13 protein-coding genes are annotated in these 13,713 nt (G+C 41.2%); all 13 read left to right on the top strand.

Features of this window, described 5'->3' with window-relative positions; translation table 11 throughout:
- Window positions 1–54: 54 nt before the first annotated feature.
- The 13 genes from flhA to FLM47_RS11215 are packed head-to-tail and all read left to right on the top strand — an operon-like array spanning window position 55 to window position 13,704.
- Window positions 55–2,163, top strand: coding sequence for a flagellar biosynthesis protein FlhA (gene flhA, locus FLM47_RS11275; protein WP_054201717.1), 2,109 nt, complete (start codon window positions 55–57; stop codon window positions 2,161–2,163).
- Between the two features lie 21 nt (window positions 2,164–2,184).
- Window positions 2,185–3,672, top strand: coding sequence for a flagellar biosynthesis protein FlhF (flhF, locus tag FLM47_RS11270; protein WP_138605305.1), 1,488 nt, complete (start codon window positions 2,185–2,187; stop codon window positions 3,670–3,672).
- On the top strand, window positions 3,665–4,525 hold the full coding sequence (locus FLM47_RS11265) for a MinD/ParA family protein (RefSeq protein WP_138605306.1): 861 nt from the start codon (window positions 3,665–3,667) through the stop codon (window positions 4,523–4,525). The genes flhF and FLM47_RS11265 overlap by 8 nt, the downstream gene beginning before the upstream one ends.
- 26 nt (window positions 4,526–4,551) lie before the next feature.
- A complete protein-coding gene (locus FLM47_RS11260) occupies window positions 4,552–5,262 on the top strand; it encodes an RNA polymerase sigma factor FliA (protein WP_138605376.1) in 711 nt (236 codons plus the stop codon).
- Window positions 5,263–5,302: 40 nt separating this feature from the next.
- Window positions 5,303–5,686 (top strand): chemotaxis response regulator CheY, encoded by a 384-nt coding sequence (cheY, locus tag FLM47_RS11255; RefSeq protein ID WP_138605307.1) that lies wholly within the window; start codon window positions 5,303–5,305, stop codon window positions 5,684–5,686.
- A 16-nt stretch (window positions 5,687–5,702) separates the two neighbouring features.
- The gene (locus tag FLM47_RS11250) at window positions 5,703–6,476 is read left to right on the top strand and encodes a protein phosphatase CheZ (protein WP_178956408.1); all 774 of its coding nucleotides are present in this window, start codon (window positions 5,703–5,705) and stop codon (window positions 6,474–6,476) included.
- 14 nt (window positions 6,477–6,490) lie between these two features.
- Window positions 6,491–8,737: a chemotaxis protein CheA gene (locus tag FLM47_RS11245; protein WP_178956407.1), complete on the top strand. Its 2,247-nt coding sequence runs from the start codon at window positions 6,491–6,493 to the stop codon at window positions 8,735–8,737.
- Window positions 8,738–8,790: 53 nt separating this feature from the next.
- On the top strand, window positions 8,791–9,942 hold the full coding sequence (locus FLM47_RS11240) for a chemotaxis response regulator protein-glutamate methylesterase (protein WP_178956406.1): 1,152 nt from the start codon (window positions 8,791–8,793) through the stop codon (window positions 9,940–9,942).
- Window positions 9,935–10,699 carry a flagellar motor protein gene (locus tag FLM47_RS11235; RefSeq protein ID WP_138605311.1) on the top strand — a complete coding sequence of 255 codons (765 nt, stop codon included), beginning with the start codon at window positions 9,935–9,937 and terminating at the stop codon, window positions 10,697–10,699. Before FLM47_RS11240 ends, FLM47_RS11235 begins: the two co-directional genes overlap by 8 nt.
- A 5-nt stretch (window positions 10,700–10,704) precedes the next feature.
- Entirely contained in the window at window positions 10,705–11,664 is a 960-nt protein-coding gene (locus FLM47_RS11230; RefSeq protein ID WP_178956405.1) for a flagellar motor protein MotB, read from the top strand.
- Window positions 11,665–11,676: 12 nt separating this feature from the next.
- Window positions 11,677–12,447 carry a ParA family protein gene (locus FLM47_RS11225; protein WP_138605313.1) on the top strand — a complete coding sequence of 257 codons (771 nt, stop codon included), beginning with the start codon at window positions 11,677–11,679 and terminating at the stop codon, window positions 12,445–12,447.
- A gap of 3 nt (window positions 12,448–12,450) precedes the next feature.
- Window positions 12,451–13,185, top strand: a complete 735-nt coding sequence (locus tag FLM47_RS11220) for a CheW domain-containing protein (protein ID WP_178956404.1) — start codon at window positions 12,451–12,453, stop codon at window positions 13,183–13,185.
- A 21-nt stretch (window positions 13,186–13,206) separates the two neighbouring features.
- Entirely contained in the window at window positions 13,207–13,704 is a 498-nt protein-coding gene (locus FLM47_RS11215) for a chemotaxis protein CheW (RefSeq protein ID WP_008112225.1), read from the top strand.
- The last annotated feature ends 9 nt before the right edge of the window (window positions 13,705–13,713 follow it).

Genomic DNA, 13,713 nt, shown 5'->3' with positions numbered 1-13,713 from the left:
TGGAATAGTTATTGCAATTTCAGCGTAGTGTCAATTTTTTGAAATTGTAGAGTTATGGAATTTAAAGCGGTATTACAACAACTTAATAAAGATAAAAAAGAATATGCAAAGGGCGTTGGTACACCGCTTTTAGTCTTAGCTGCGCTTGGCATGGTTATTTTACCCCTGCCTCCATTTCTGCTTGATATATTATTTTCGTTTAATATCGCGCTTGCATTAGTAGTATTACTGGTCACTGTATATACCATGAAGCCGCTTGAATTTGGCATGTTTCCAGCTGTGTTGTTAATCGCCACGATCATGCGTTTAGCACTTAATGTAGCCAGTACTCGGGTGGTACTACTTGAGGGTCATAATGGTGGTGATGCTGCTGGTAAGGTAATTGAAGCATTTGGCTCGGTGGTGATTGGTGGTAACTACGCCGTGGGTTTAGTGGTATTTTTGATTCTAATTATCATAAACTTTGTGGTAATTACCAAAGGTGCAGGGCGTATTTCTGAAGTGTCAGCACGTTTTACCCTTGATGCTATGCCGGGTAAGCAAATGGCGATTGATGCAGATATGAATGCTGGCTTTATTAGTGCAGAGCAAGCCAGAGAACGTCGTGATGAAGTAACCCGTGAAGCCGACTTTTATGGTTCTATGGATGGTGCTAGTAAATTTGTAAAAGGCGATGCTATCGCGGGTATCGTTATTTTAGTGATTAATATTGTAGGTGGTTTATTTGTTGGTATGATCCAACATGATTTGAGTTTTTCCCGTGCCATGGAAGTGTATACACTATTGACCATTGGTGATGGCTTAGTAGCGCAATTACCTTCATTACTACTTTCAATTGGTACTGCGATTGTTGTAACGCGTCAAAATGAATCGCACAATATGGGCGATCAGTTTAAGCAGCAGCTAGGAAACGAAAAATCGTTATTTATTGCCTCTGGTATCCTCATTACTATGGGTTTAGTCCCAGGTATGCCGCATATTGCATTTTTAAGTTTAGGGGCGCTTTTAGGTTACCTTGCATACTACACGCAGCAAAACAAACTTAAATTAGCAGCTGCTGAAGCCGAAGAAGCTGAAAATGCAGCCTCAGGTACCGGAATTGCGGCTAAACAAGAACAAAAAGAACTGGGTTGGGATGATGTACAGCAAGTTGATGTTATTGGCTTAGAAGTGGGTTACCGGTTAATTCCTTTAGTAGACCAATCACAAGGTGGCGAGCTATTAAACCGTATTAAAGGGGTGCGTAAAAAACTATCTCAAGAGCTAGGTTTTTTAGTGCCGCCAGTGCATATCCGCGATAATCTTGAGCTCGACCCAAATGCGTATCGCATCACCATGATGGGTGTATCAAGTGGTGAGGGTGAGCTTAAACACGGCGATGAACTGGCAATTAATCCTGGCCAAGTGTTTGGCCCGCTCAAAGGCATTGAAACTACAGACCCTGCATTTGGTTTAGATGCGGTATGGATAAAACCAGATCAAAAAGATGAAGCGCAATCTTTAGGTTATACCGTAGTTGATTCAGCAACCGTTGTGGCCACTCATATTAGCCAGTTACTCACAAATAGCGCCGCATTATTGCTTGGCCACGAAGAAGTACAAAACTTATTAGATATGTTAGGTAAAAGTCACCCTCGCTTAGTTGAAGGGCTGGTACCGGATGTATTACCGCTGACCACCATCGTTAAAGTACTACAAAACTTATTAAATGAAGGGGTAGCAATACGAGATATGCGTTCGATTGTTCAAACCCTTGTTGAGTATGGCCCTCGTAGCCAAGACCCTGATGTATTAACGGCTGCAGTGAGAATATCGTTGCGTAGATTAATCGTTCAAGATGCTGTTGGTATGTCTTCTGAAATCCCTGTCATAACCTTGGCGCCTGAGTTGGAACAGATGTTGCATCAGTCACTTCAAAATGCAGGTGATGAAGGTGCCGGAATAGAACCAGGACTTGCTGATAGACTTCAAACATCATTGAATGAAGCACATCAAAATCAAGAAATGGCCGGTGAACCTTCAATATTGCTAACGTCAGGAATGTTACGCACTGTGTTATCTCGATTTGTTAAATACACCATTCCAGGATTGCGAGTGATGTCTTATCAAGAGATACCAGATGAAAGACAGATCAAGATTGTCAGCTCTGTAGGCCAACAATAAGATTTTAAAGGGGTTTGAATTATGAAAATTAAACGTTTTTTTGCTAAAGACATGCGCACCGCACTAAAAGAAGTAAAAGAAGAGCTTGGTGTTGATGCGGTTATTATGTCAAATAAGAAACTAGCTAATGGCGTTGAAATTGTTGCTGCTGTTGATTACGACAAAGCCGCGACAAAAGCGCCAGAGCAACCTCAAAGCCAACCAGCTGCAAGTGCTTCATTTGCACATACCCAGAGCTCACATAACTTTGTAAAACCAGAGCCACAGCGTGCTCAACCTAAGCCACAAGCAAAGGTAGCAGACAGTTTACAAGCTTTATTAGAACGTCAATCTCCCCGTCCTCGTTCAGCAGAGCTTGCGTCAATGTTTTCACAATCAGGTATTGATACTTCTGGCCATTATCAAGAACAAGAAGCTGTGCAATCTCGACCTAAAAATATGTTTGAACGTGAACAAAGTGCGCCTGCACGTCCTCGTACTCAAGCTGATAGCTTAGGTTTTGATGATTTAGACAGTGGTTTTGACGATTTAGACTCACCGAGTGCACCGCGTCAGCAAACGATGCAAAACGAGTCGAGTGATATAAGCACCATGCGCGAAGAAATGAACGCAATTCGTCAATTACTAGAACATCAAGTGTCAGGTTTAATGCAACAAGATATGGCACGTCGTGATCCAACCCGTGCATGCATGATTGACCGTTTAGTGGGTATGGGAATAGATAAAGACGTTGCTGAGCAGATGGCATGCTTTGTACCTGATGATGTATCTCGCCAACAAGGTTGGAAAGCCTTATTGAATATGGTTGAAGATCAAATGCAAACCACTAACAACGAAATTCTTCGCCAAGGTGGTGTTTATGCTCTAGTGGGCCCAACAGGGGTAGGTAAAACCACCACCGTTGCAAAATTAGCTGCATTAGGTGCGCAAAAGTATGGTGCTGATAAAGTCGCGCTTATTACCACTGATACCTACCGTATTGGTGCGTATGAGCAGCTAGCAACTTACGGTCGAATTATTGGCTGTGGCGTAAAACAAGTTAAAGATGCAAATGAATTAGCAGAAGTTTTATACCATTTACGAAATAAACGTCTAGTCTTAATTGATACAGCAGGAATGAGTCAGCGAGATTTACGCTTAACTGAGCAGCTTAATACCTTAATGCGTAATCAACGTGTGGATATACGTAGTTATTTAGTATTAAGTGCTACAGCGCAAATCAATGTATTACAAGAGACAGTAAGGCACTTTAAAAAAGTACAGCTTAGTGGGTGTATTTTTACTAAGTTAGATGAGTCATTGAGTTTAGGTGAGATTATTAGTATTGCGATTCAAAATCGTCTCCCAATAGGGTATCTTACTAATGGTCAGCGAGTACCAGAAGATATCAGAGTGGCAAATGCTGAAAAACTAGTAAAAAAAGCTGAGCAATTGTATTTAAAAAGAATAAAAGCACAACAATCAAGACACCAATCAGTGGCGTCGAACACAGTAGAGATGTATGATTAACACAGTTTTAGATCAAGCAAGCGGCCTTCGCAAAATGAGCAACAATAATAATAACGGCGTAAAAGTTATCGCTGTCACCGGCGGCAAAGGTGGAGTGGGTAAAACAAACGTATCCCTTAACACGGCAATCGCGTTAGGCCAACAAGGCAAGCGTGTGCTGGTATTAGATGCTGATTTAGGGTTAGCTAATTGTGATGTTATGCTTGGACTGCGTGTAGAGCGCAATTTGTCTCATGTTTTATCAGGTGAATGTGAACTCGAAGATATTTTAGTTGAAGGCCCCGCAGGCATAAAAATAGTACCTGCAACATCGGGATCGCAAAGCATGGTTGAGCTATCTCCTTCAGAGCACGCCGGACTTATCCGTGCATTTAGCGAGCTTAACACCGATTTTGATATTTTAATTGTGGATACCGCAGCGGGTATTTCTGACATGGTATTGAGCTTTTCTCGCGCCGCACAAGATGTGGTTGTGGTGGTATGTGATGAGCCAACCTCAATTACTGATGCTTATGCACTAATTAAAGTACTGAGCCGTGAACACGGCGTAATCAAATTTAAAATTGTTGCCAACATGGTGCGTAGCTTACGTGAAGGGCAGGAATTATTTGCTAAACTATCAAAAGTAACCGACCGATTTTTAGATATAACCATGGAGTTGGTTGCAACAGTTCCTTATGATGAGAATATGCGCAAATCAACGCGTCGCCAAAAAGTGATAGTTGAAGTTTTTCCAGGGTCTCCTGCTGCGATTGCTTTTAAAACACTGGCGACAAAAATTACTAAGTGGCAAACACCTAGTCAAGCCTCGGGTCATTTAGAGTTTTTTATTGAGAAGCTAGTTAGTAACTAACGATGACAATACCGGTGAATAGAGCTATGGGATATCAGTCAGCACAGAATTTAAATATGATTGTTGAAAAGCATGCCTCATTAGTCAAAAAAGTGGCATGCCATTTAATTGCTCGTTTACCGGCCAGTGTGCAACTAGATGATTTAATTCAATCAGGTATGATTGGCTTAATAGAGGCTTCAAAAAACTTCGATGCCAGTAAAGGCGCGAGTTTTGAAACCTTTGCGGGTATTCGTATTCGTGGTGCAATGATAGATGAAATGCGACGAGGTGATTGGGTTCCACGTTCAGTTCACAGAAAAAGTAGACTAGTAGCAGAGACGATAGTCGCGCTTGAAAACAGTTTAAATCGTGAACCTAAAGATAGTGAAGTGGCTGAAAAACTTGAAATTTCGTTAAATGAGTACCATCATATTTTAAATGATGTCAATGTAAGCAAAGTTTTGGGCATTGAGGACCTTGGTATTGACGATGATGTGATTACACCTCATGGCCAAGATTTAGCACTAGACAAACCTTTCAATAATGTTAAAAATGAACGGTTTAATGAGTCTTTACTCAATGCGATAAAGTCGTTACCGGAAAAAGATGCAATGGTGCTTTCTTTGTACTATAACGATGAAATGAATTTAAAAGAAATTGGGCATATACTCGATGTTAGTGAGTCGCGTGTAAGTCAGATACATGGTCAGGCGATGATTAAGCTTAAAGCAAAAATCAATGACTGGATAAACTAGAAGTAAGTAAATAAAGGTTCAGGCCTCACTGGAGGATGTTTTGGATAAAAACATTAAAATTCTTGTTGTTGATGATTTTTCAACAATGAGACGTATTATTAAAAACCTGTTGCGCGATTTAGGTTTTACCAATGTTCAAGAAGCGGATGATGGGTCAACTGCTTTACCTATGTTGCAAAATCAAGTATTTGATTTTGTTGTAACAGATTGGAATATGCCAGGCATGCAAGGTATTGATCTTTTGAGGGCAATTCGAGCTGATGACAAATTAAAGCATATTCCTGTTTTAATGGTTACAGCAGAAGCTAAAAAAGAACAAATAGTAGCTGCGGCCCAAGCAGGTGTTAATGGTTATATTGTTAAACCATTTACTGCAGGTACATTGAAGACTAAATTAGAAAAAGTGTTCGAACGCTTAGGTTAATGAGAGGGAGAGGCTTATGTCAGCACCTGCTGCGCCTCAGATTACTTTAGAACAAGCTCGCCAGTTGGTTGTTTTTTTAGAAAATGGTGAGCAAGATAAAGCGAATCAGTTAATTTTAGAAACAGCTTCACAAGAGCAATCACAGTTATTTGCTGAGGTAGGTAAGTTAACGCGTCAATTACATGAAGCTTTAAAGAGTTTCGAGTTAGATACGCGCTTAACAGACATTACCACTGATGCCATCCCTGATGCTAAGAAACGCCTCAACTATGTCATGGAAATGACTGAGAATGCAGCCAATAAAACAATGGATGCAGTTGAAGCTAGCTTACCTTTAGCGCAAGAAATTGCTGACGAAATTTCTGATATCAAGCCAACGTGGGATCGGTTAATGAACCGGGAAATTGAGCTTGGTGAGTTTAAGTCACTTTGTCATAGTATTGATAAGTTTATGAACAGCTCTCATCATAAAACTGATGAGTTGCAGATGTTGATGACCAATGTATTGATGGCTCAAGACTATCAAGATTTAACTGGTCAGGTTATTCGTCGTGTTATTGAACTTGTGCGTGAAGTTGAAGAAAGCTTGATCCACTTGTTAACTGCATTTGCAGCACAAGGTGAGGTTGAGCCAACACAACAGACCGAACAACCAGAAGAAACAGAAGATTCCATTGTTGCACAAACACTAGCAGGCCCTGAAGGGCCTATTATTGATAAAGAATCGCGTAATGATGTTGTATCTGATCAAGATGAAGTTGATGATCTATTATCAAGTTTGGGCTTCTAATAGGAGAGTACTGCATGAGCTTTGAAGTCGATGAAGATATTTTACAAGACTTTTTAGTAGAGGCCGGAGAAATCCTTGAGCTTTTATCTGAACAGTTAGTAGAACTGGAAAACAACCCAGATGATACTGAACTACTAAACGCAATATTTCGTGGTTTCCACACTGTAAAAGGTGGCGCCGGCTTTTTGGCAATGACAGAGCTTGTTGATGCATGTCATGGTGCTGAAAACGTGTTTGATTTATTGCGCCAAGGTGTAAGAACAGTTAACTCTGAATTAATGGATGTAATTTTACAAGCGCTCGACACCATTAATGAAATGTTTGCCACAATTAAAAATCGTGACCAGCCAGAACCTGCTGATCCAGAGTTACTTGCAGTCCTTCATAAGCTTGGACAACCACCGACGGCAGAAGAGCTAGCCGGCGATGCTGTAGTTGAGGAAGATACAGCCTCTGTTGAAACCCCATCAGTAGAACCTGAGGCCGCTGTAGAACAACCTAGCAATGATTCTGAAGAAGACCCATTCGCATTTGATGAATTATTTAGCGGCCCAGATAGTAGTAGCTCAGACTCTCAGATTGATGAAATAACTGAAGATGAGTTCGAAAGTCTTCTTGATGAGCTTCATGGTAAAGGCCAGTCCACGCAAGAAAAACAATCCCCATCAAGCGACAGTGATGTAAATGGCGATATTACAGATGATGAATTTGATAGCTTATTAGATGAGCTTCATGGTGTTGGTAGTTTTGGCGAAGTTACTCAAAGCACTGCAAGTACACCACAGCAAGCACCATCAGCTCCTGTAGTAGATTCACAAAATAGTGACTCAAGCGCGGGCGATGATGAAATAAGTGACGATGAATTTGAAGCTTTGCTAGATGAATTACATGGCAAAGGTGCACCTAAAGCTATAGAAGTATCGGCTCCGGCAAGTAAACCTGAGCCCGTAGCCGCAAACAAGTCTGCACCTGCTGCTACACCGAAACCTGTACCAAAACCTGAACCGAAACCGGTACCAAAAGCAGAGCCTGCTAAGCCGGCGCCTGCTCCACAGCCAGCCAAGGCCGCGCCGCCTAAAAAAGCAGCGCCTCCACCGGCAGAAACAACGGTTCGTGTTGACACCAAACGTTTAGACCAAATAATGAATATGGTAGGCGAGCTGGTACTTGTGCGAAACCGTTTGGTGAGTCTGGCAACAAACTCTGACAGCGAGGCTATGGGCAAAGCTATTTCTAATTTAGATGTAGTGACTGCTGATATCCAAGGTGCGGTAATGCAAACGCGAATGCAGCCAATCAAAAAAGTGTTTGGCCGTTTTCCACGTGTAGTTCGAGATTTAGCACGAACGCTACAAAAAGATATTAATTTATTACTTGTTGGTGAAGACACTGATTTAGACAAAAACTTAGTAGAAGCATTGGCAGATCCATTGGTGCATTTAGTGCGCAACTCAGTGGATCATGGTATTGAAATGCCAGATGTTCGTGAAGCATCGGGTAAACCTAGAACGGGTACTGTGACCTTATCAGCTTCTCAACAAGGCGATCATATTCTACTTACCATCCAAGATGATGGTGCCGGTATGGATGCTGAAAAGCTTAAAAAGATTGCGATTAGTAAAGGGGTGCTTGATCACGACCAAGCGAGTCGTCTTTCTGATACTGAAGCGTATAATCTTATTTTTGCACCTGGTTTTTCAACTAAAGAAGAGATCTCAGATATTTCCGGCCGTGGTGTTGGTATGGATGTGGTTAAAACAAAAATCACTCAACTCAATGGCTCGGTGAATATCAAATCAGAAATGGGTGTTGGTACTACTTTAGAAATTAAAGTGCCACTTACTCTAGCGATACTGCCTACCTTAATGGTAATAGTTGGCGAACAAACCTTTGCGTTGCCGCTGGCGGGTGTGAGTGAAATATTCCATTTAGATTTAACAAAAACCAATGTGGTTGATGGCCAGCTAACTATAATTGTTCGTAAAAAATCAATTCCACTATTCTACCTTGAACATTGGCTCATTAAAGGCGCCGATAGAGGTCAGCGAAAAGCACAAGGTCATGTGGTTATTGTGCAAATAGGAACTCAAAAAGTGGGTTTTGTTGTTGACTCGCTCATTGGTCAAGAAGAAGTGGTAATTAAGCCTCTAGACGCATTACTTCAAGGTACACCAGGTATGGCAGGTGCAACAATTACCTCTGATGGTGGTATTGCACTGATCCTAGATGTGCCAAATATGTTAAAGCATTACGCTGGATAATTAAAAGTAGGCATACATTTTATGCCTACCCATTCATTGAATAAGAGAGCGAAATGGCTGTTAAAGTTTTAGTAGTTGATGATTCAAGCTTTTTTCGCCGCAGAGTGAGTGAAATACTTGAACAAGACAGCGGCATTGAAGTTATAGGTTTCGCTGTAAATGGTCGAGAAGCTGTCGATAAAACAGCTCAACTACGACCCGATGTGATCACCATGGATGTTGAAATGCCTGTGCTTGATGGCATCAGCGCAGTTAAAGAGATAATGGCGAGTAATCCCACTCCTATTTTAATGTTCTCGTCGTTAACGCGTGCAGGGGCATCTGCTACCTTAGATGCACTTGATGCTGGTGCGATGGACTTTTTACCGAAAAAGTTTGAAGATATCGCACGTAACAACGACGATGCAATTAAGTTACTACAAAATAAGGTTAAGGAAATAGGTCGCCAGCGTATTGGTAGAATCACAAGAGCGCCAGCCTCTCCTAGTATAAGTAAACCAGCACCAAGCACGTCTGAACGCTTTTCTAATCTCGCTAAAAAGCCAATTGTTCAACCTGATCGCAGCTTCAATAATACAGCTCCTGTACCAACCAGTAGTGGTACATCAGTGCGCGCAAGTGGTAAACAGTATCAACTAGTTGCTATTGGGACATCAACAGGTGGACCGGTTGCACTGCAAACTATATTGACTCAGTTACCTGCTAATTTCCCACACCCAATACTACTCATACAACACATGCCTGCGGCATTTACACCTGCGTTCGCAACCCGATTAGATAGCTTGTGCAAAATTAAAGTAAAAGAAGCACAGCAAGGCGATAGGCTTCAACCTGGCTGTGCATATTTAGCACCAGGTGGGCAGCAAATGATGGTAGAAGGACGGGGTTCAAACAGAACACTACGCGTATTTGAAGATAAAAATGAACGAGTAAGCTATAAGCCTAGTGTTGACATAACCTTTGCTAGTGCAGCAAAAGCATACCAAGGTGATGTACTTGCCGTTATTTTGACTGGTATGGGCGCGGATGGTCGTGATGGTGCTCGTATGCTTAAACAAACTGGCGCTACAATTTGGGCTCAAGATGAAAAAAGCTGTGTTGTATATGGTATGCCGCAAGCAGTAGCAAGTGCAGGATTAGCAAGTGAAAGCATAGGTCTTCATGATGTTGCTGCGCGTTTAAAAAGAGAGATTGGCTGTGGATAAGCTTTCTATTTTAGGATTATTGGTTGCATTAGGTGCTATTGCAATCGGTTATTCTTTAGAGGGAGGTGTGGTATCTGCTCTGTTTAATGGGCCTGCACTTATTATTGTATTAGGCGGCACATTAGGAGCAGTGATGCTGCAAACATCAGCCAATACATTTAAGAAAATGCTTAGTATTACTCATTGGGTTTTTGTTACTGATGACCACGATATTGAAGATACGATTGAACAAGTAAAACGCTGGTCGCATAAAGCCCGCCAAGAGGGCTATTTAGCGCTCGAAAACGAAGCACTTACTCACTCTGACCCTTATGCCACTAAAGGACTGAGTTTATTAGTCGATGGCTGCTCAGATCAAAAGCTTCGTGATACTCTCGAGATTGATTTATTACTTGAACGAGAACGATTGCTGGAAGCTAGCCGAGTGTATGAAGCGATGGGAGGTTACAGCCCAACCATTGGTATTTTAGGTGCTGTGCTTGGACTGATCCAAGCTATGTCGTTTATTAACGATCCTGAGCAATTAGGAACGGGTATTGCCACTGCATTCATTGCGACTATATATGGTGTAGGTTTAGCTAATTTACTGTTTTTGCCGATGGCCAACAAATTAAAGCAACGGGTTGAGCAAAAAATGCTTTACCATGAAATGCTAGCTGAAGGCGTTATTGCCATTAGCCAAGGCGAGAGCCCTATTAATATAGAATTAAAGCTTGAAGCTTACCGCGTTGAACGTCCTATATTACAGGCTCATTAGCGGTTATGCTTCGCCGTCGCTTACGTCATCAAAACGTTAAAAGCCAACATACTGAGCGTTGGCTAGTCTCTTATGCAGATTACATGACCATTATGTTTGCATTTTTTGTTGTATTGTATGCTATTGCAATAAACAAAGAAGACAATATACAAGTTTTATCTGACTCTCTTGAGCATGTTTTTGATAAGTCAGCTAAACAATTTTCTCAGCAAGGTAAGGGAGTAAACGGCGATGCTTTGTTGCTTGAAAGAGTGACTCCCGAGGCTGAAGTTTTATATGGCGAAAGTATTCAAAAACAAGAACAAGGGCCAGTATTGCTCGATGGCCAAAGTGATAATAGCAATATCAGCCAGCGTCACTTAGGTAAGCCACTCGACAGTTTACTGGTCAAACTACAGTCGTCACTCATTGATGAAATACGTAGTGGCGATGCAAGCTTAGAGCTTAGTCAAGATTGGCTGGTTATTGAACTTAATTCTGGGTTGTTGTTTGCCAGCGGTAGTGCCGTTGCGCATAACCAAGCTAAAGACGTTGTAAAAAAGATTGAAGCAATAATCGCACCTGTCGATAACTATATAAGAGTGCGGGGATACACAGATAACGAAACTATTCGCAATGAAATATTTCGCTCTAATTGGGAGTTGTCGGTGGCACGTGCAACATCAATATTAGTTGAATTAGAGCGCTTAGGTATTCAATCTGCGCGCATGGCAATTGAGGGATATGGCCAATACTCACCTTTTGCCGATAATGATACCGAAGCAGGGCGGGCTGAAAACCGCAAAGTGGTGATTGCGCTTTCCAAATACGGCTTGGTTTTAGAGTCAGCGGATGAGGATACTGAGCAGCAACTTCCTGAAGCTATTAAACCAGCTGAAGTTGAGCTGCCTACTCAAGACGATACAATAAAAATAATTCGCTTAGAGCATGGTGGTATTCGTGTTACTACGCGTAATGAACAGTAATTAGGATGTAATGTGAAAATCTGGACAGTAGCCAATCAAAAAGGAGGGGTAGGTAAAACCACTACAGCGGTTAGCCTTGCTGGCATCCTTGCGCTTCAAGGTAAGCGAGTGTTACTGATTGATACCGATCCACATGCATCATTAACTTATTACTTTGGCATTGATTCAGAAGATTTAGAGGTCAGTGTTTACGATATTTTCAGTCGCGGGTCGAGCATGAAAAGCGAGGAAATATTGCAAGCATTATGCCCTTCTACTATAGAAAATCTTGATATTTTACCTGCCACAATGGCGATTGCTACACTTGACCGTAGTATGGGTAATAAAACGGGGATGGGCCTGATTTTAAAAAAAACATTGGCTAAAATTGGCGAGCATTACGATTACGCAATTTTAGATTGTCCGCCCGTTTTAGGGGTACTTATGGTCAATGCCCTTGCTGCTTGTGAAAGAGTGCTGGTGCCAGTACAAACTGAGTTCTTAGCGCTTAAGGGGCTTGATAGAATGATGCGTACTATGGAATTAATGCAAACCTCGCAAGCGAAAAGCTATGAATATACTATAATTCCAACTATGTATGATAAGCGCACCAAAGCGTCACTTGAAGCCTATAAAACATTACAAGATACGTACAAAGAAAAAGTATGGCCAGGTGTAATTCCTGTTGATACAAAATTTAGAGATGCGAGTTTAGCGCAAAAAGTGCCTATTGATTTTTGCCCTAATGCCCGTGGAGTCTATGCTTATAAAGCATTGCTCGAATATTTAATAAAACAAGGTTAATAAATGAGTAAGCAATTATTTGCTAATGAAAAAGTAGTCACTCAGTATTTAGGGGCGTTATTATCTGATGACGTACCAGCGAAAGACCTTGAGCCTGTTGCTAAATTGCTTGAGCAGGTAGCGTATGAAGAGCAAAAAGAGCAACCACTTCAGGTTGAATCGGTAGTTGAGCCGGTTGTTGAGGTTGAAAAACGCCATGAGCAGGTAACGAATGTAGAAATAGATTCTCACCAAGTTCAGCAGCTTAAAACTGAACATGATGTAGCACTTGGTAATGAAGCTGAATACTTTGATGGTGAATTTCAGGCATTATTTTTTGAGGTAGCAGGACTCACTTTAGCAGTGCCATTAAAAGCGTTAGGCGGCATTCATGAGCTTGGGGAAGTGAATCATTTATTTGGTAAACCTAAATGGTTTAAAGGTGTCATGATCAACCGAGAAGAAAAGCTCAATGTTGTTGATACTGCACGCTGGGTTATGCCTGAAAAGTATGATGAGCAGTTAGAGGCATCTTTAAATTATCAATATCTAATCACTTTAGGTGATAGCCAGTGGGGTTTATTAGCAGAAAAACTAATAAATAACATTACATTGAGTAAAGAAGATGTAAAATGGCGTACAAATGACAGTAAGCGCCCATGGCTTGCTGGAGTAATTAAAGAAAAAATGTGTGCTTTAATAGATGTTAATAATTTAAATGCACTATTAGAGAAGGGCTTAGATAGCCGTCACAAGTAATGACCATTACGAGGTAAGAGCATGAGTGAAGATAAATTACTGTCAGCTAAAAAAAATGCAGATAATAATGATGAAATTTTACAGTGGGTTACGTTTAAGCTAGAAGATGAAACTTATGGCGTAAATGTAATGCAAGTGCAAGAAATACTGCGTTACACCGAAATTGCTCCTGTCCCAGGTGCGCCTTCGTATGTGATTGGTATTATCAACCTGCGTGGTAATGTTGTTACCGTTATTGATACTCGCTCTCGCTTTGGGTTACCTGACATTGAAGCGACCGACAATTCACGTATTTTGATTATTGAAGCTGAAGAACAAGTAATTGGTATTTTAGCCGATAGCGTGTCTGAGGTCGTGTATTTACGTAGCTCAGAAATTGACAGCGCTCCAAACGTGGGTACTGAAGAAAGTGCTAAATTTATTCAAGGTGTATGTAACCGCGATAATGAGCTACTTATTCTGGTTGATTTAAATAAACTACTTAGTGATGACGAATGGGATGAGTTAAGCGATATATAAGCTTCTCTA

It is taken from the genome of Pseudoalteromonas sp. Scap06 (assembly GCF_013394165.1).
GTDB lineage: Bacteria > Pseudomonadota > Gammaproteobacteria > Enterobacterales > Alteromonadaceae > Pseudoalteromonas.
This window is presented reverse-complemented; position numbering and strand designations above follow the sequence as displayed.

Bases quoted from the DNA above. Each gene is read 5' to 3' on its own strand.
- flhA (WP_054201717.1), top strand. From the start codon at position 55: ATGGAATTTAAAGCGGTATTACAACAACTTAATAAAGATAAAAAAGAA.
- flhF (WP_138605305.1), top strand. From the start codon at position 2,185: ATGAAAATTAAACGTTTTTTTGCTAAAGACATGCGCACCGCACTAAAA.
- FLM47_RS11265 (WP_138605306.1), top strand. From the start codon at position 3,665: ATGATTAACACAGTTTTAGATCAAGCAAGCGGCCTTCGCAAAATGAGC.
- FLM47_RS11260 (WP_138605376.1), top strand. From the start codon at position 4,552: ATGGGATATCAGTCAGCACAGAATTTAAATATGATTGTTGAAAAGCAT.
- FLM47_RS11250 (WP_178956408.1), top strand. From the start codon at position 5,703: ATGTCAGCACCTGCTGCGCCTCAGATTACTTTAGAACAAGCTCGCCAG.
- FLM47_RS11245 (WP_178956407.1), top strand. From the start codon at position 6,491: ATGAGCTTTGAAGTCGATGAAGATATTTTACAAGACTTTTTAGTAGAG.
- FLM47_RS11240 (WP_178956406.1), top strand. From the start codon at position 8,791: ATGGCTGTTAAAGTTTTAGTAGTTGATGATTCAAGCTTTTTTCGCCGC.
- FLM47_RS11230 (WP_178956405.1), top strand. From the start codon at position 10,705: ATGCTTCGCCGTCGCTTACGTCATCAAAACGTTAAAAGCCAACATACT.
- FLM47_RS11220 (WP_178956404.1), top strand. From the start codon at position 12,451: ATGAGTAAGCAATTATTTGCTAATGAAAAAGTAGTCACTCAGTATTTA.
- FLM47_RS11215 (WP_008112225.1), top strand. From the start codon at position 13,207: ATGAGTGAAGATAAATTACTGTCAGCTAAAAAAAATGCAGATAATAAT.